Below are 16,953 nucleotides of genomic sequence, written 5' to 3'. Positions count from 1 at the left end.
GCCGGGCCCCGGACCCGTGGCGCCGGCACGGACGTCGCGGACGGGCCTCACCACGCCGCCACCCCCTCCGTGCGCCCGGCGCTTTCTCGGGCCGCCCCCTTGACTGGTAGTTACTTTCCATATATCCGTACTTCTTGGAAGTTTCTTTCAGTACCGGAAGGGGCTCACGTGCACTACCGCACCTCCAGGCGTACCCTCCTCACCGCGACGGCGGCCACGGCCGTGGCCGCCGTGACCGGAGTGGCAGCCGTTCCCGGCAGCGCCCAGGCATCCGCGTCCGGCGCGGCCTCCGACAGGCACCTCAAGCGGCTCATCGCCCGGATGAGCCTGGAGGAGAAGGTCGGCCAGCTCTTCGTGATGCGGGTGTACGGCCACTCCGCCACCGCGCCGGACCAGGCGGACGTCGACGCCAACATGAAGGAGATCGGGGTCCGCACGGCCGCCGAGCTGATCTCGACGTACCACGTCGGCGGGATCATCTACTTCGCCTGGGCGCACAACACCCGCGACCCGCACCAGATCGCGGACCTCTCCAACGGCATCCAGCGCGCGGGGCTCGCCGGACGCGTCCCGCTGCCGCTCCTCGTCTCCACGGACCAGGAGCACGGCATCGTGTGCCGCGTCGGGGAGCCGGCGACGCTGCTGCCCGGTGCCATGGCGCTGGGCGCCGGCGGTTCGCCTTCCGACGCGCGGAGGGCGGGCCTGATCGCCGGGGCCGAACTGGCGGCGATGGGCATCAACCAGAACTACGCGCCGGACGCGGACGTCAACGTGAACCCCGCCAACCCGGTCATCGGGGTGCGCTCCTTCGGCTCCGATCCCGAGTCCGTGGCCGCCATGGTGGCCGCCCAGGTGAAGGGTTATCAAGGCGCCGGGATCGCCTCGACGGCGAAGCACTTCCCCGGTCACGGCGACACCAGCACCGACAGTCACACCGGCCTCCCCGTCATCACCCACACACGGGAGCAGTGGGCGGAGCTGGACGCCCCGCCGTTCCGCGCCGCGGTGGCCGCCGGCATCGACTCGATCATGACGGCGCACATCGTGGTGCCGGCCCTCGACCCGTCCGAGGACCCGGCGACGCTGTCCCGCCCGATCCTCACCGGCATCCTGCGTGAGGAACTCGGTTACGACGGGGTCGTGGTCACCGACGCCCTGGGCATGGAGGGCGTCCGCACGAAGTACGGCGACGAGCGCGTCCCCGTCCTGGCGCTGCTGGCCGGTGTCGACCAGTTGCTCAACCCGCCGGACCTGAAGGTCGCCTGGAACGCGGTGCTGAACGCCGTGAAGAGCGGCGAGATCAGCGAGGCGCGCATCGAGGAATCGATCCTGCGCATCCTGCGGCTGAAGACAAGGCTCGGCCTGTTCCGCGACCCCTACGTCACCCACCGGGGGGTCGACCGCACGGTCGGAGTGAGGTCGCACCTCGCCGCGGCCGACCGGATCGCGGAACGGACGACCACGCTGCTCGCGAACGACGGTTCGCTGCTGCCGCTGTCCCGCCGCTCCCACCGGAACATCCTGGTGGTGGGGGCGGATCCGGCCTCACCGTCCGGGACGACGGGCCCTCCGACCACGACACTCGCCACGGCATTCGGGGAACTGGGGTACACGGCGACGGCGCTCTCGACCGGCACCGCTCCCACCCAGGCGAAGATCGACGAGGCGGTGGCCGCCGCCACGGGCAAGGACGCGGTGGTCGTGGGCACGTACAACGTGTCGGCGACGAGTTCTCAGCGCACTCTGGTCCGCGCGCTGGTGGCGACCGGCGTCCCGGTGATCACACTCGCGATCCGGAACCCCTACGACATCGCCCAGCTGGCGGGCACGGGGTATGCGGCGAGCCTCGCCGCCTACTCGTGGACGGACGTCGAACTGCGGGCCGCCGCACGGGTGATCGCGGGCCGGGCCGAGCCGGGCGGGCGGCTCCCGGTCCCGGTGCAGCGTGCGGACGCGCCCGCACAGACGCTGTACCCGGTCGGCTACGGGCTGTCGTACAGGTCCTGAGTCGGGGTGGGCCCACCGGGTAGGAACCACACCCGGCGGGCCCGCCCCCTTCGTGCGTTACGGGCGCAGCGTCCCCTGGTCCCGCTGGAGTTCGGCGTCCCGCTCGTCCAGCCGGGAGTCGAACTTCGCGAGGGGCTTCGCCTTCGCCGGGTCGGCCTGGACGGCCGCCGGCGCGACCCCCGCCCAGCGCAGGACGGCGGCGGTGGCCTTCGCCTTCTCGTCGGCGACGAGCCCGGCGACCTTCGAGCCGTGGTTGCCTCCGGGCACCGTGTAGACGTAGCTGTCACGGGCGCCCCGGCCGAGCCGGAAGGGCTCGGCGCCCCACGGGTCGTTCTCGCCGTAGACGTACAGCATGTGACGGGCGTTGTTCCTGACCCAGCTGTCCACGTCCCGCATGGCGGCGGGCTTGAACTTCATGGGGATGGAGCGCGGCACGAAGGAGCGCGGCGGCTGGTAGCCGTAGCGGCTCAGGTTGCCGAGCCAGGGCTGCTCGATGTCGGGCGAGCCGAGCTGGGTGCCGGCCTGGTAGTAGTACGGCGTGTAGGTCTCCAGGCCCTGGTCGGCGTAGGCGGAGAATCCCGAGATGCCGTCGACGGAGTCCCAGATCTCCTGGTCGGTGGCGTTCTTCGCGTCGGCCGGGACGGTCTCGCAGTCGGCGAGCAGGCTGTACTGCCAGAACGCCCAGACGTAGTCCATGACGACGGCTTCGTACGCCTTGTCGAGCGTGCCGACGGTGTTGAACGTCAGGCTGTTCCCGTCGGCGTAGGCCGCGAACTTCTTCTCCAGCGGCTCGCGCCGGACGAGGGCCTCGCGCTGGACGCCGGCCAGCCGGTCGCGGCACTCCTTGGTCCCGACCCGGGCGAAGAACCGGTCGTAGGCCGAGTCCTCGTCGTTGACCACGTCGTTGGGGGCGACGTAGGCGACGACGCCGTCCATGTCCTTCGGGTAGAAGCGCTCGAAGTAGGTGGCGGTCATGCCGCCCTTGGAGCCGCCCGTGGTCAGCCAGTTCTTGGAGTAGATCTTCTTCAGCGCGCTGAAGACGCGGTGCTGGTCGCTGGCGGCCTGCCAGATGTCGAGCTTCGACCAGTCGGCGGGGGCCGGACGGGACGGGGTGAAGAACCGGTATTCGAGGGACACCTGGTTGCCGTCGATGATCTGGGTCGGCTCGCTGCGGCTCGGGTTGGTCGAGACGTTGTAGCCGCTGGTGAAGAAGACCGTCGGCCGGGTCGTGTCCTTGTGCAGCAGGGTGATGCGTTGCTGGAAGGTGCCCTTGGACGGGTGCTTGTGGTCGACCGGCTGGGTGTAGTTCAGGACGAAGAAGCGGTAGCCGGGATACGGCTTCTCCTCGATCAGGCTCATCCCCGGGATGGCCAGGATGCGGTCCTTGATGTCCTCGTTGCTGCTCTCGCTGCTGCTGGAGCCGTTGCTCTGCTTCGCGGCCGGTTCCGCGGCGGTGGCCGCACCGGCCGAGGCACCGGTCGCACTCACTGTGCCTATGAGCACCGCGAGCGACAGAATGCCTCTGAGCGCCTTGCGCATGCACCCTCCCCTTGATTCACGACAGACGCCGTGAACCTAGCCGGGGAACACCTGTCACGCCAGCCCCGGTTGTCCGTCAGCAGAGGATCCAGCCGGTGGAGGCGGAGGAACCCGCGACGGAACCGGAGGCCCGCACGCAGCGGTTCAGCGCGTGCACCGTGACCGGACCCGCCCTCGTGGTGAACCGGCCGCTGTCGACCACGGCCCGGCCCCCTCGGGGCTGCAGCGACACCCGCATCGTCCGGCGCGCTCCCGGCTTCCCGGCCACGGCCACGGCGCACGCGTAGGAGCGGCTCTCGTAGACGCGCAGCGAGCCGGTGGCGAACTTGACCGTCTTGGCCAGCCGCCCGGAACAGCCCGACGCCGCCTCAACCGGAGCTGCTCCGGCAGGGCCGAGCGCCAGGCCGAGTGACCCCAGCAGAGGCAGGACGAGCATCGCCGCTCGCCCCGTCCGTCCCGGCGACACCGGCTGCCTCACCGCGCCGTCCCTCGCATCCACACGCTCGTCCTCTCGAACACACCGACCATCACCCGACACACGTACGTACGGGTGTACGACGCACGGGGAGGGCCATCGGGTTCCGGTACGGCGGGACGGACGGCGAGTGCGCTCCGGGACGTCCCGGAAGCACGAGCCGTCCGGCGGACCTCACACCCCGGCCGGGGTGTCCTCCCCTATGTCCTCCCCTATGAAGGTGCGCCACAGCCGGGCGTACGTGCCGTCCAGGGCCAGCAGTTCGTCGTGGGTGCCGTCCTCGGCGACCCGTCCCCGGTCCATCACCACGACCCGGTCCGCACGGGCGGCGGTGGTCAGCCGGTGCGCGACCACCAGCGTGGTGCGGCGGCCGGCCAGCCGGTCGGTGGCCTGGTTCACCTGGGCCTCGCTGGCGAGGTCGAGCGAGGCGGTCGCCTCGTCGAGCAGCAGGATGTCGGGGTCGACGAGTTCGGCCCTGGCCAGGGCGATGAGCTGGCGCTGGCCCGCCGAGAGGTTGCGGCCCCGCTCGGCGACCTCGTGCAGGTAGCCGCCGTCCAGGGTGGCGATCATGTCGTGCGCGCCCACCGCCCTGGCCGCCGCCTCGACCCGCGCGTCGGTCGCGTCGGGGAGGCCGTACGCGATGGCGTCACGCACCGTCCCCTCGAAGAGGTAGGCCTCCTGGGGCACGACTCCGAGCCGGTGCCGGTACGCCGTCCGGTCGAGCCGCCGCAGGTCCGTGCCGTCCGCCGTGACCCGCCCGCTGGTGGGGTCGTAGAACCGGGCGACGAGCTTGACCAGCGTGGACTTGCCGGCGCCCGTCTCACCGACGAACGCGACCGTCTGGCCGGCCGGGATCCGCAGGGCGACATCGGTGAGGGCCTCCTCGTCACCGGCGTACGCGAACGACACGTCCTCGAACGCGATCTCGCCGCGCAGCGACGTCACGTCCAGGGCCTGCTCGTGGTCGGCCGTGGACGTCGGCTCCCGCAGGAGTTCCTGGATCCGGCCGAGGGAGACGCTGGCCTGCTGGTAGCCGTCGAAGACCTGGGACAACTGCTGGACGGGGGCGAAGAACAGGTCGATGTAGAGGAGGTAGGCGACCAGCGCACCGGCGGTCAGCGTGCCGTTGTCGACACGGTGCGCGCCGACCATCAGTACGGCGGCCGCCGCGACCGAGGCCAGCAGTTGCACGAACGGGAAGTAGACGGAGATCAGCCACTGTCCGCGCACCCTGGCCTCGCGGTAGTGCTCGCTGCGCCGCGCGAACCGCTCGGCGCCGTCCGCCTCACGCCGGAAGGCCTGCACGATCCGCAGCCCGGCGACGGTCTCCTGGAGGTCGGCGTTGACGACGCTGATGCGCTCACGGGCGAGCTCGTAGGCCCTGACGCTCTTACGGCGGAAGACGTACGTGGCGACGATCAGCACCGGCAGCGTCGCGAAGACGACCAGCGCGAGCTGGATGTCCAGGACGAGCAGCACGACCGTGATGCCGAAGAAGGTGACGAGCGAGACGAAGGCGGTGACCACCCCGGTCTGCAGGAACGTGGACAGGGCGTCCACGTCCGTGGTCATCCTGGTCATGATCCGGCCGGTCAGCTCGCGCTCGTAGTAGTCGAGGCCGAGCCGCTGGAGCTGCGCGAAGATCTTGAGGCGCAGGGAGTACAGCACGCGTTCGCCGGTCCGGCCCGTCATCCGGGTCTCACCGATCTGGGCCGCCCATTGCACGGTCACGGCGAGCAGGCCGAGCGCCGCCGCCACCCACACCGCGCCGAGCGCCATCTTGGTCACGCCGTCGTCGATGCCGTGCCGGATCAGCACCGGCAGGAGCAGGCCCATGCCCGCGTCGACGGCGACCAGTCCCAGGCTCACCATCAGGGGCAGCCCGAAGCCGTGCAGCAGCCTGCGCAGGCCGTACGACTTCTCGGGGCGCACCGCGCTCGCCTCGTCGACGGCGGGGAGGTCGGTGGCCGGGGGCAGCGCCTCGACCTGGGCGAGGAGCTCGGGCGAGGCGGGCATGCCCGCAGCAGCGGCCGCCGTCTCGCGCTGCTCCTCCTGCCGGATCCACAGGGCGGGGGTGATGCCCTGGTCGACGTCGAATTCGCTGTCGAACTCGTCCTGCAGGGCGCGGTCGTCCTCGGCCGGCGCGGCCACGGCGGGCCGGTGTCCCGGGGAGGCGCCGCCCAGCTCGTCCGGGTCGGTGAGCAGCCGCCGGTAGAGCGCGGAGCGGCGTTCCAGCTCCGCGTGCGTGCCGATGTCGGCGAGCCGCCCCCGGTCGAGCACGGCGATGCGGTCGGCGAGGCCGAGGGTGGATCGCCGGTGGGCTATCAGCAGGGTGGTACGGCCCCGCATGACCTCCGCGAGGGCCTCGTGGATCTCGTGCTCGACGCGGGCGTCGACCGCGGAGGTGGCGTCGTCCAGGAGCAGCAGGCGGGGGTCGGTGAGGATGGCCCGCGCGAGCGCGACACGCTGGCGCTGGCCGCCCGACAGGGTGAGCCCGTGCTCGCCGACCTTGGTGTCGTAGCCCTGGGGCAGCTCGGTGATGAAGCCGTGTGCCTGCGCTGCACGCGCGGCCCTCTCGATCTCCTCCTGGGTGGCCCCCGGGTGTCCGAAGGCGATGTTGGCGCCGACCGAGTCCGAGAAGAGGAGGCTTTCCTCGGGGACGAGCCCGATGGCGGCGCGCAGCGACTTCTGGGTCAGCTCGCGGACGTCGTGGCCGCCGACCAGGACGGCTCCGTGCGACACGTCGTAGAAGCGCGGCAGCAGGAGCGAGAGGGTGGACTTGCCGCTGCCGGACGCACCGACGACGGCGACGGTCTCACCGGGCTCGATCGTGAGCGAGAAGCCGTCGAGCACCGGACGGTCGTCCTGGTAGCCGAAGCGGACGTCGTCGAACTCCACGCCCGCGGGGGCGTCTGCCGGGAGTTCCTTGCCGCCGTCCCGCATGGAGGGCTCGGTGTCGATCAGTTCCAGTACGCGCTCTGCGCCGGCCCGGGCCTGCTGACCGACGGTGAGGACCACGGCGAGCAGCCGGACCGGGCCGACGAGCTGCGCGAGGTAGGTGGAGAAGGCGACGAACGTGCCCAGGGTGATCTCACCCCTGGTGGCGAGCCAGCCGCCGAGCGCCAGCATCGCGACCTGACCGAGGGCGGGAACGGCCTGGAGCGCGGGGGTGTAGCGGGAGTTCAGCCGGATGGTGCGCAGACGGCCCGCGAAGAGCCTGCGGCTCACCTCGCGGAGCTTGCCGGTCTCCTGCTCCTCCTGCCCGAACCCCTTGACGACCCGGACCCCGGTGACGGCCCCGTCGACCACGCCCGCGACGGCGGCGGCCTGGCTCTGGGCGTACCAGGTGGCGGGGAAGAGTCGGGCCTTGGAGCGACGGGCGATGAACCACAGGGCGGGGGCCACGGCGAGGGCGATGAGGGTCAGGGGAAGCGAGAGCCACGCCATGATCGCCAGGGAGAGCAGGAAGAGGAGGATGTTCCCGATGGTCATCGGGAGCATGAAGAGGAGGCCCTGGATCAGCTGCAGGTCACTGGTGGCACGCCCCACGATCTGCCCGGTGGAGATCTCGTCCTGCCGCTTCCCGTCGAGTCGGGTGAGGGTTTCGTACATCTCGGTCCGCAGGTCGTGCTGGACGTCCAGGGCGAGCCGGCCGCCGTAGTACCTGCGGACGAAGGTGGTGATGTAGACGAGGACGGCCGCGCCGATGAGCAGGCCCGTCCAGAGACCGATCGAGCCCGTGCTGCCGGCGACCACGTCGTCGATGATCACCTTGGTGACCAGGGGGACGAGGGCGAGCACCCCCATGCCTGCGAGGGAGGATCCGAGAGCGAGCACCACGTTGCGCCGGTAGCGCCAGGCGTACCCGGTCAGCCTCCGGCCCCACCCCTGTTCCTCCGTGCCTGCCACCCGTACCTCCTGTGTCGCCCCGCTGCCTTGCCTGATCTACCAGAACTCCCCAACGCCGCCAGCTGCGGATTTCATCCTTCCGCAACAATTCCCGGCTCATGGTCCGGGACACAGCCCGGGTGGTCCTGGGACGACCGGGGTAGGGATGGGCGCGCGGACGACGCGATCACGGAACGGGGAATGACGATGGCGAACGACCAGAAGACCGATGCCTACCTCTGCGGCCGGCTGTACGCGGCGCTGGCGGAGCTGGGACGGCTCGCCGAGGGTGATCATCACTCGCTCAGCAGGTCCGAGGTGCAGAGGAAGCTGCTCCTGGAGCCGTCGAAGCATCTGACCGTGCACCTTCACCTGGCGGGGAAGTACCTGCACATGGCGACCGCCGGCAACAGGGGAGGCCACGCGGCCGCGGTGTTCAGGTCCCTCCCGGATCTGCTGCCCTCGGGGCGTGACCTGCCCGGCTCCCTGCGCGACAGCGCGCTGCAGGAGCGCTTCCACGAGGGCGTCGCCGTCCAGAAGGCGGAGATCGAGAAGTCCCGGTGAAGCGGGGGTGCGGCCGAGCCCGGGACTGTCCGCCCGGGCCCCGGCCGCACGGGTCCCGCTACAGGTGCGTCGGCTCGAACATCCTCAGCAGGGCGGGGAGCACCACCACGGACGGGCCGGGGGCCGCCAGTGCCTTGCCGAGGTCGGCGGCCAGGGACTCCGGGGTCGTGCGGACGGCGGGCACCCCGAAGGACTCGGCGAGGGCGACGAAGTCCGGGCGGGAGAGCTCGGTCGCCGTGGCCTCGCCGAAGGCGCCCGTCATGTACTCGCGCAGGATGCCGTAGCCCCCGTCGTCGACGATCAGCCAGGTGACGGGCAGGTCGTACTGCCGCGCGGTGGCGAGTTCGGCGATCGAGTACATCGCGCCGCCGTCGCCGGAGACCGCGAGAACCGGCCTGGTCCGGTCGGCGGCGGCTGCGCCGATCGCGGCCGGGAAGCCGTAGCCGAGGCCGCCCGCGCCCTGCGCCGAGTGCATGGTGTTCGGGTGGCGGGCGTCGAAGGCGGACCAGGCCCAGTAGGCCAGGATCGTCATGTCCCAGAAGCTGGGCGAGGTGTCGGGCAGCGCCTCGCGCACGGAGTCGAGCACCCGCTGTTCCAGGGTGAGGTCCTGCGCCGCGATGCGGTCGTGGACCTTGCCGAGCAGCGCTCTCACGCGCTCGGCCGCACTCTCGTCCCGGCGGGGCTCCACCGCGTCCAGGAGGTCGGCCAGCGCCTCCCGGGCGTCGGAGTGGATGCCGAGCGCGGGGTGGTTGGACTCCAGCTTCCCGGCGTCGGCCTCGATCTGGATCACCCGGCCGCGCGGGGCGAACGTGTGGTAGTTGGAGGACAGCTCACCGAGTCCGGAACCGACGACCAGCAGCACGTCGGCGGACTCCAGGAAGTCCGTGGTGTAGCGGTCCTCCAGCCAGGACTGGAGCGAGAGCGGGTGCTCCCACGGGAAGGCGCCCTTGCCGCCGAAGGTGGTGACGACGGGGGCGTCGATCTTCTCCGCGAGCGCGAGCAGCTTGCCCGCCGCGTCCGAGCGGACGACCCCGCCGCCGGCGATGATCGCCGGGCGTTCGGCGTTCGACAGCAGGTGGGCGGCCGCGACGGTCAGCTCGGGGCGCGGGTAGAGCTCGCGCGGGGTGGCGTCGATCGCGCTGACGACGGGCAGGACCGTCGCGGCGAGCAGCACGTCCTGCGGGATCTCGACCCAGACCGGCCCGTGCGGGGCGGTCAGCGCGGACTCCCAGGCGGCTGCGATCGCGGAGGGGATCTGCGACGCCGTGCGCACGGTGTGCACGGACTTCACGACACCGCGGAAGGACGCCTGCTGGTCGCGGAGTTCGTGCAGGTAGCCGTGACGTCCGCCGCCGAGCCCGGCGGTCGGGATCTGGCTGGAGATCGCCAGCACGGGGGCCGAGGCCGCGGCGGCCTCCTGGAGCGCGGCCAGCGAGGTCAGCGCGCCGGGGCCGGTGGAGAGCAGCAGGGGTGCGACCTCGCCGGTGATCCGGCCGTAGGCGTCGGCGGCGAAGCCCGCGTTGTTCTCCACGCGCAGCCCGACGTACGAGAGCGAGGACCGGCGCAGCGCGTCGAACATGCCGAGCGCGTGCTGGCCGGGCAGCCCGAAGACGGTGGTGGCGCCGAGTCCCTGGAGGGTCTCGACCACCAGGTCGCCGCCGTTGCGGCCGGGCGGCGGGTTCAGGGCCGCCACGGCCTGTGCGGCGGTGAGCTGCGGCCGGTCGTCGTGGTCGTGGCTCACTTGGTGCGGCCTTCCGCGATCTGCCGGGCCATGATCGTCGTCAGCTCGTACGCCGTGTGGGAGGCGGCGACGGACGTGATCTCCGCGTGGTCGTACGCCGGGGCGACCTCGACCAGGTCGGCCGAGACGAGGTGGCAGGAGGACAGCCCGCGCAGGATCTCCAGGAGCTCGCGCGAGGTGAGGCCGCCCGCCTCGGGGGTGCCGGTGCCGGGGGCGTGCGCCGGGTCGAGCACGTCGATGTCGATGGAGATGTAGAGCGGCCGGTCGCCGATGCGCTGCCGCAGCTGGTCGGCGATCTCGTCGACGCCGCGTCGCATGACGTCGGCGGAGGTCACGATGCCGAAGCCCATCTTGGCGTCGTCGGTGAGGTCCTGCTTGCCGTACAGCGGGCCGCGCGTGCCGACGTGGGACAGCGCCTCCGTGTCGAGGATGCCCTCCTCGACGGCCCGGCGGAACGGGGTGCCGTGGGTGTACTCCGCGCCGAAGTAGGTGTCCCAGGTGTCCAGGTGCGCGTCGAAGTGGAGCAGGGCGACGGGCCCGTGCTTCTTGGCGACGGAGCGCAGCAGGGGCAGCGCGATGGTGTGGTCGCCGCCGAGCGTCATCAGCCGGGCGCCGGTGGAGAGCAGGTCGTCGGCCGCCGCCTCGACGGTCTCGACGGCCTCGTTGATGTTGAAGGGGTTCGCGGCGATGTCACCCGCGTCGGCCACCTGGGCCAGCGCGAAGGGGGAGGCGTCCTGCGCGGGGTTGTAGGGGCGCAGGAGGCGCGAGGCCTCGCGGATGGCGTTGCCGCCGAAGCGGGCGCCGGGCCGGTAGGAGACGCCGCTGTCGAAAGGCACGCCGACGACGGCGACATCGGCGGTGCCGACCTCGTCGAGCCGCGGCAGCCGGGCGAACGTCGCGGGTCCGGCGTACCGCGGGACGCGGGAGGAGTCGACGGGACCGCGCGGCGCTTCGTTGCTGCTCATGGGTGCGGGTGCCTTTCGTTGGGCCATGCACGCCTTGTGGGCGTTCATACGGTAATCAGTGTGTCAGGAGACCGGGCCGTGGTCCGGTCCGGTGGCCGCCCCGGCCCCCGGTCCGGCCGGATCGGGGGCCGGGGCCGCGGGTCAGACGGTGACCGGGTCCTGGGGAGCCGGCTCCTCGGCGTCCCGGCCGGCCAGCCGTTCGCGCCAGGCGGTCAGCACGGCCGCGTCGGTCGGCTTCGTCGCCAGCGAGACGACGACGTACACGGCGAGCGACGCGATCAGCCCGTAGTAGACCGGCTCGTTGGCGAGGATCCCGTAGCCCGCCATCAGCCCGACCACGGCCGTCCCGCCGACGGCCACGGCGGCCAGCGCGCCCGCGGCCGTACCGCGCCGCCACAGCAGACCGCCCAGGATCGGCACCAGCAGCCCGCCGACCAGCAGGTTGTAGGCGACGGTCAGGGCCTCGACGACGTTGTTGAGCGCGATGGCGATCACGATGACGGCCACACCCATGATGAGGATGAACGCCCGGTTGCCCTTCACCTCGTCCCGCTCCTCGCCGCCCTCCCTGGCGACGGCGCCCCTCAGCCGCGACCAGATGTCGTTGTTGGCCACGGTCGCGCAGGCGATGAGCGCGCCGGAGGAGGTGGACATGACGGCCGCGAGTGCGGCGGCCAGCACCAGTCCGCGTACGCCGACCGGCAGTTCGTCCTTCACGATCGTCGCGAAGGCGGCGTCGGCGCTGGGCAGCTTCGGGTACATCACCTTGGCGGCGGTCCCGATGACGGCTCCGGCGACGGCGTACACCAGACAGTACGTACCGGCGACGGTGCCGCCCCAGCGCGCCGTGCTGTCGCTGCGGGCGGTGAACACGCGCTGCCAGATGTCCTGGCCGATGAGCATGCCGAAGGTGTAGATCAGGACGTACGTGAAGATCGTCTCGCCGCCGATGCCCAGCGGGTCGAAGTACTCCGTCGGGAGCTTCGCCTTCATCTCGCTGAAGCCGCCCGCCTTGACGACGGCGATCGGCAGGAGCAGGAGCAGGACGCCGATCGTCTTGACGACGAACTGCACCATGTCGGTGATCGTGATCGACCACATGCCGCCGAGCGTCGAGTACGCGACGACGATGGCGCCGCCGAGGATGATCGCGACAGTGCGGTTCACGTCGAACAGGACGTCGAAGATGGTGGCGTAGGCGATGGTCGACGTGACCGCGAGCATCAGCGTGTACGCCCACATCACGACGCCGGATATGACTCCGGCCCGGCCGCCGTAGCGCAGGTCGAGCATCTCGGAGACGGTGTAGACCTTCAGCCGGGCGATGCGGGCCGAGAAGAAGACGGACAGGGCGAGCAGCCCGAGGCCGATGGTGAAGACCATCCAGGCACCGGAGAGGCCGTACTGGTAGCCGAGGCCCACGCCGCCGATCGTCGAGGCACCGCCGAGGACGATCGCGGCCATGGTCCCGGAGTACATCCAGGGACCGAGCCTCCGTCCGGCGACGAGGAACTCGCTCTTGGACTTGGCGCGGCGCATGCCCCACCAGCCCATGGCGAGCATGCCGGCCAGATAGACGACGATCACCGCGTAGTCGACAGCCATGGGCCTTCCTCCGTCTCGATTGCGCTCTGGATCCGCTCTGAGTCGTGTGGTCAGGAAGACGCTAGGTGGCCGAAAGCCGACGCTGAAGTGTACGTTTCCTCCATCCTGGTCGCACCGAGTGGATGGACCATCCATGCCGGACTCCCCCGCCGGACCGCCCGCCCTCCCGATCCCGCTGGCCGAACTGCTGGCCAGGGACGAACTGGGCCTGCGCCGGATCGCCGGTCCGGAGCACGCCGACCTGCTGTGGGTGCACACCTCGGAGATGGCCGACCCGTATCCCTATCTGCTCGGCGGCGAACTGCTGCTGACGGCCGGCGTCCTGCTCACCGACGCGGACACCTATGTGGCCCGGCTCGTCCAGGCGGGGGCGGCGGCGCTGGGCTTCGGGGTGGCACCGGTGTACGACACGGTTCCGGACGCCCTGGTGGAGGCCTGCGAGCGGCACGGCCTGCCGCTGGTGGAGGTGCCCCGCGAGACCCGCTTCACCGCGATCGCCCGCGCGGTGTGGCGCCTCATGGCCGAGGCGCGGCACCGTGAGCTGCGCCGGGTGACCCGGGCCCAGCAGGCACTGGCGACGGCAGCGGCCCGCCCGGATCCGGTGCCCGCCGTGCTCCGGCAGCTCGCCGTGCAGCTGGACGGACGGGTCGCGCTCCTCGCGGCGGACGGCGAGGTGCTGCACGCGGCGGGCGGGCGCACACCACCGGACGTGCGCACGGCACTGGCCCGGCTGGCCCGGGTGGTGGCCCCCGCGCCCCTGCCCGGGATGCCGGCCGCCCCCGGCCGGAAGCCGAGTCCCGCGTCCGCGACCGACACCCGGAGCGGCACCCACCTCTTCGCGTACGCGCTCGGCGGCGCCCAGGGAATGGCCCTCGCCGTGGCGACGCCCCGTCGCGACGCGGGTGACCACACCGTCGCGGGGATCGCCGTCGTGCTGCTGTCCCTGCTCACCGCCCCGCACCAGGGCGCCGACTCGGCGGGCCGTTCGGCGGCGCTCGTACGCCTCCTCCTGGGCGCGGCCCCGCAGGACGTCGCGCCGCTGCTGGGCGAGGGGGACTCCTGGACGGTGGTCCACGCCCGCCGCGCCGACCGCACCCCGCCCGACGCGCTGAACGCCGGGGCCCTGGGCGCGGCACTGGGCTCCGCGCTGTCGGACGTGGACCGGGAGACCGTACGGGTGCTGCTCCCCGGCCACCACGAGCCGGTGGGCCCGCAGCCGGGCTGGACTCTCGGCGTATCCGGCCCCGCTCCGGTCAGCGCCCTGCCCGACGCCGACACCCAGGCGTCCCGAGCCCTGGGCCACGCCGAGGCGACCCGCGCCCCTCTCAGCACCCACCGGCCCGACGCGGGGGGCCTGGCCGGCCTCGTCCCGGCCGACCGCGCCGAGGCCCACGCCCGCGCCCTGCTGGCCCCGCTCACCGAACCCCTGGCCGAGACGCTGCGCTGCTGGCTGAGCCTCCACGGCAGCTGGGACCGCACGGCGGTGGCGCTCAAGGTCCACCGCAACACGGTCCGCCAGCGCATCGCGCGGTGCGCGGCGCTGCTGGACATGGACCTGGACGACATGGACGTGCGGACGGAGCTGTGGTTCGCGCTGCGGTCGTACGCGTAGGCAGCGCGGGGCGGACGTGCTGTACATCGCTTGCGCCCGCCCGGTCCTGTCGGAGTACGGGTCCAGCAGCGAGATGCCCCACGCCCCGGTCGACAGGGCGTAAAAGACGAGGCGGGGACGGGCCGGGGCCTGTGAGGATGGACTCTTTCCGCCGCCCCCTTCGAAGGACGTGAACCCCATGCCCCGTACGGTCACGCTCATCCGGTCCGCCGCCCTGTCCGATGTGGCCGATTACGCCTACGCCGCGACCGCACCCGCCGACGCGCGGCTGATCTTCCTCGCCGGTGCCTGCCCGCTGGACGACGACGGTTCGACGGTGGCGGTGGGCGACTACGCGGGCCAGGCGGCGAAAGCGTTCGAGAACATGCGCACCGCCCTCGCCGACGCGGGCGCCTCACTGGAGGACGTCATCAATACGCGGGTGCTCGTCGCCTCCTCACGGCAGAAGGACCTGGTGACCGCCTGGGACGTCGTCCGGGCCGGCTTCGGCGACCACGACGCCCCCAGCACACTGCTGGGCGTGACGGTCCTCGGGTACCACGACCAGCTCGTGGAGATCGAAGCGGTCGCAGCGGTGCTCGACGCCTGACGGCTGTCGCCCGCTCAGACATCGGGGCCGGGACCCAGGGCCGCGAGGCGTTCACCTCGGCTCCTGGCGATCCGGTGGACGTCACCCAGCGACTCGGCCAAGCGCGCTACGACGTACCGCAGTTGCGGTGTAGTCACCTGCCGGTCGTCGAGCATGTCGGCGGCGTGGTCGAGCAGTTCGGCCGCCATGGCGAGCTGAACCCCCTCCATGTCGTCCGCGACCCGGGAGACGTATCCCGTGCCGTCACCGAGGACATAGCAGGGCTTGCCCTCCGGGCCGGCCCACGGCAGCAGTCGTGCAGTGTCAGGTGTCCGACCGGTCATACGATCCGTCCCATGCCGCACCCCGGGCAGGGCCTGATGTCGATTCCGTACATCGCGAGCCAGAGAGGCCGCTCCGGCAACGATTCGTGCTCGGGGGCAGACAGCCGGAGCTCTGGGAACGGCGGCACCGGCCGAAGGCGGCGCAGCAGCGCCTCAAGGATGCGGATGGTGCAGTGCAGCACGTCGTCAACTCCGTTGTATGCGGGGGCAGTACCCGAGGTCGTCGGCTGAGCGCGGACCTCGTGCATGTGTCGCTGAGTAGCGATCCACTCACAGAGTGGGACGACTCGGCCTAGGCTCGCCAGGGGGTCGTTGGTGACAAATGCTTCGTCACATGGGAGTCGACGTTGAGTAACAGCTATGGGGACTGGTTCAAGGAACAACGCGTGGCCGCAGGACTGACGCAGCAGGAGTTGGCCGACGCGGCCGTCATGACCCGTTCGCACATCGCGCACATCGAGGCGGGGCGGCGCGCTCCGTCGAAGGAGGACGCGCGACGCCTCGACAAGGCTCTGAACACGGGGAACGTGCTGAGCAGCTTCCTGCCGGAGGACGACGGCACGATCGCCGACTACTTCGAGACAGCCCGGCAGCTCGAACGCCAGGCAACGATGATCCGCGAATACGCCCTGACGTTCATGCCCGGCATCCTGCAGACGGAACGCTACGCCCGGGCAGTTCTCAGCGCCGCGTTCCCTCCCAGGAGTGAAGCGGAATGTGACAGGCACGTTGTCACACGCCTGGAACGGGCGAAGATCCTCACCGACACGGTGACGCCGGTGGTCTGGGCGCTACTCGACGAGGCCACCCTGAGACGCCCGGCCGGCAGCCCGGAGATCATGGCCGAACAGATCATGCACGTGGTCCGGCTGGGAGAGTGCGGCCGGGTGCGCGTACACGTCCTGCCACTGGGTGTCGGCATCCACCCCATCAGCCAGGGAATGGTCTCGCTCATGTTCTTCGAGGATCAGCCGCCCGTCGCGTACAGCGAGGGGCTGTCCACGGGGAAGATCCACGAATCTCCGGCCGTTGTCGCCCGGTTGCAGGACATCTACGCTCTCGCACTGAGCGACGCACTTCCACAGAGAGAGTCGCTCGCCATGTTGCGAGCGGCGGCTAAGGACTATGGCTATGAGGACTGAACGCACGATCCCGGACGCCTCCGTGATGCACGGATGGCGCAGGTCGACGCACAGCGGTCCGGAGTCAGGCAGCTGCGTCGAGGTCCTGGACGGCCACCCCTCCGGCATCCCCGTCCGCGACTCCAAGTCCCCCCAGGGCCCTGCCCTGGTGATACAGCCCGCAGGCTGGTCGTCATTCGTCGCCGCCGTCAAGACGGGCCGCCTCTCCTGCTGAGCCACATACCCCACCCCGGCCGAGGTCGTCGCCATCCGAACACCGGCCTTCACGGCCACAAGTACGCCATCGACGCGGTGGTCGCCGGTCTGGCTCTGCGACAGCAGCGCCCCGTCGTGATGCCGACCTCGGACGTCGACGACATGGCGAAGCTCTGGGGCGACCGCGTACGCCTCGTGACTGTCTGACGCGGTCACTGCGCCCGACCAGGCCGACACGCCGGGCGCACCCCGCCCGAAATGCCGGGTTCTCCAGCATGCGCAACCGGGGGTTGACCATTCCCGCCCTC

Annotated in this window: 13 protein-coding genes and 1 pseudogene; 7 read left to right on the top strand and 7 right to left on the bottom strand. The window is 71.4% G+C overall.

Annotated features, from left to right (window positions below):
• Positions 1–168 precede the first annotated feature (168 nt).
• Positions 169–2,007: a glycoside hydrolase family 3 protein gene (locus OG206_RS21305; protein ID WP_327118424.1), complete on the top strand. Its 1,839-nt coding sequence runs from the start codon at positions 169–171 to the stop codon at positions 2,005–2,007.
• Positions 2,008–2,064: 57 nt separating this feature from the next.
• Here OG206_RS21305 and OG206_RS21300 read toward each other — a convergent pair whose 3' ends face one another.
• The 3 genes from OG206_RS21300 to OG206_RS21290 all read right to left on the bottom strand — a co-directional run bounded on the left by OG206_RS21300 (position 2,065) and on the right by OG206_RS21290 (position 7,930).
• Positions 2,065–3,546 (bottom strand): S28 family serine protease, encoded by a 1,482-nt coding sequence (locus OG206_RS21300; RefSeq protein ID WP_327118422.1) that lies wholly within the window; start codon positions 3,544–3,546, stop codon positions 2,065–2,067.
• Positions 3,547–3,622: 76 nt separating this feature from the next.
• Positions 3,623–3,982 carry a hypothetical protein gene (locus OG206_RS21295; RefSeq protein ID WP_327122351.1) on the bottom strand — a complete coding sequence of 120 codons (360 nt, stop codon included), beginning with the start codon at positions 3,980–3,982 and terminating at the stop codon, positions 3,623–3,625.
• A gap of 213 nt (positions 3,983–4,195) precedes the next feature.
• On the bottom strand, positions 4,196–7,930 hold the full coding sequence (locus tag OG206_RS21290; protein ID WP_327118420.1) for an ABC transporter ATP-binding protein: 3,735 nt from the start codon (positions 7,928–7,930) through the stop codon (positions 4,196–4,198).
• Positions 7,931–8,110: 180 nt separating this feature from the next.
• On the opposite strand from OG206_RS21290, the gene OG206_RS21285 reads away from it, so the two are divergent.
• Entirely contained in the window at positions 8,111–8,473 is a 363-nt protein-coding gene (locus OG206_RS21285) for a hypothetical protein (RefSeq protein ID WP_327118418.1), read from the top strand.
• Positions 8,474–8,531: 58 nt separating this feature from the next.
• Here OG206_RS21285 and OG206_RS21280 read toward each other — a convergent pair whose 3' ends face one another.
• The 3 genes from OG206_RS21280 to OG206_RS21270 form a co-directional block, all read right to left on the bottom strand.
• Positions 8,532–10,214: a thiamine pyrophosphate-binding protein gene (locus OG206_RS21280; protein WP_327118416.1), complete on the bottom strand. Its 1,683-nt coding sequence runs from the start codon at positions 10,212–10,214 to the stop codon at positions 8,532–8,534.
• On the bottom strand, positions 10,211–11,179 hold the full coding sequence (speB, locus tag OG206_RS21275) for an agmatinase (RefSeq protein WP_327118414.1): 969 nt from the start codon (positions 11,177–11,179) through the stop codon (positions 10,211–10,213). The genes OG206_RS21280 and speB overlap by 4 nt, the downstream gene beginning before the upstream one ends.
• Before the next feature lie 141 nt (positions 11,180–11,320).
• Positions 11,321–12,784 carry a sodium:solute symporter gene (locus OG206_RS21270; protein WP_327118412.1) on the bottom strand — a complete coding sequence of 488 codons (1,464 nt, stop codon included), beginning with the start codon at positions 12,782–12,784 and terminating at the stop codon, positions 11,321–11,323.
• 133 nt (positions 12,785–12,917) lie between these two features.
• Between OG206_RS21270 and OG206_RS21265 the strand changes: the two genes are divergently transcribed.
• Together OG206_RS21265 and OG206_RS21260 are read left to right on the top strand one after the other, a co-directional pair.
• Complete coding sequence (locus tag OG206_RS21265; protein ID WP_327118410.1) at positions 12,918–14,396, top strand: PucR family transcriptional regulator; 1,479 nt, start codon at positions 12,918–12,920, stop codon at positions 14,394–14,396.
• A gap of 178 nt (positions 14,397–14,574) precedes the next feature.
• Positions 14,575–14,985 carry a RidA family protein gene (locus OG206_RS21260; protein ID WP_327118408.1) on the top strand — a complete coding sequence of 137 codons (411 nt, stop codon included), beginning with the start codon at positions 14,575–14,577 and terminating at the stop codon, positions 14,983–14,985.
• 14 nt (positions 14,986–14,999) lie between these two features.
• Here OG206_RS21260 and OG206_RS21255 read toward each other — a convergent pair whose 3' ends face one another.
• Positions 15,000–15,308 carry a hypothetical protein gene (locus OG206_RS21255; protein ID WP_327118407.1) on the bottom strand — a complete coding sequence of 103 codons (309 nt, stop codon included), beginning with the start codon at positions 15,306–15,308 and terminating at the stop codon, positions 15,000–15,002.
• Between the two features lie 347 nt (positions 15,309–15,655).
• Here OG206_RS21255 and OG206_RS21250 point away from each other — a divergent pair, with 347 nt between their 5' ends.
• The 3 genes and pseudogenes from OG206_RS21250 to OG206_RS21240 form a co-directional block, all read left to right on the top strand.
• Complete coding sequence (locus OG206_RS21250; protein WP_327118406.1) at positions 15,656–16,450, top strand: helix-turn-helix domain-containing protein; 795 nt, start codon at positions 15,656–15,658, stop codon at positions 16,448–16,450.
• A complete protein-coding gene (locus OG206_RS21245; RefSeq protein ID WP_327118404.1) occupies positions 16,440–16,664 on the top strand; it encodes a DUF397 domain-containing protein in 225 nt (74 codons plus the stop codon). The genes OG206_RS21250 and OG206_RS21245 overlap by 11 nt, the downstream gene beginning before the upstream one ends.
• A 38-nt stretch (positions 16,665–16,702) precedes the next feature.
• Positions 16,703–16,852 (top strand): annotated as a pseudogene (locus OG206_RS21240) (DNA-binding protein); the annotation flags it as partial.
• Between the last annotated feature and the right edge of the window lie 101 nt (positions 16,853–16,953).

The sequence above is a fragment of the Streptomyces sp. NBC_01341 genome (assembly GCF_035946055.1).
Taxonomy (GTDB): Bacteria; Actinomycetota; Actinomycetes; order Streptomycetales; family Streptomycetaceae; genus Streptomyces.
The sequence above is the reverse complement of the archived record's forward strand: the minus strand, read 5'-3'. Positions and strand labels throughout refer to the sequence as shown.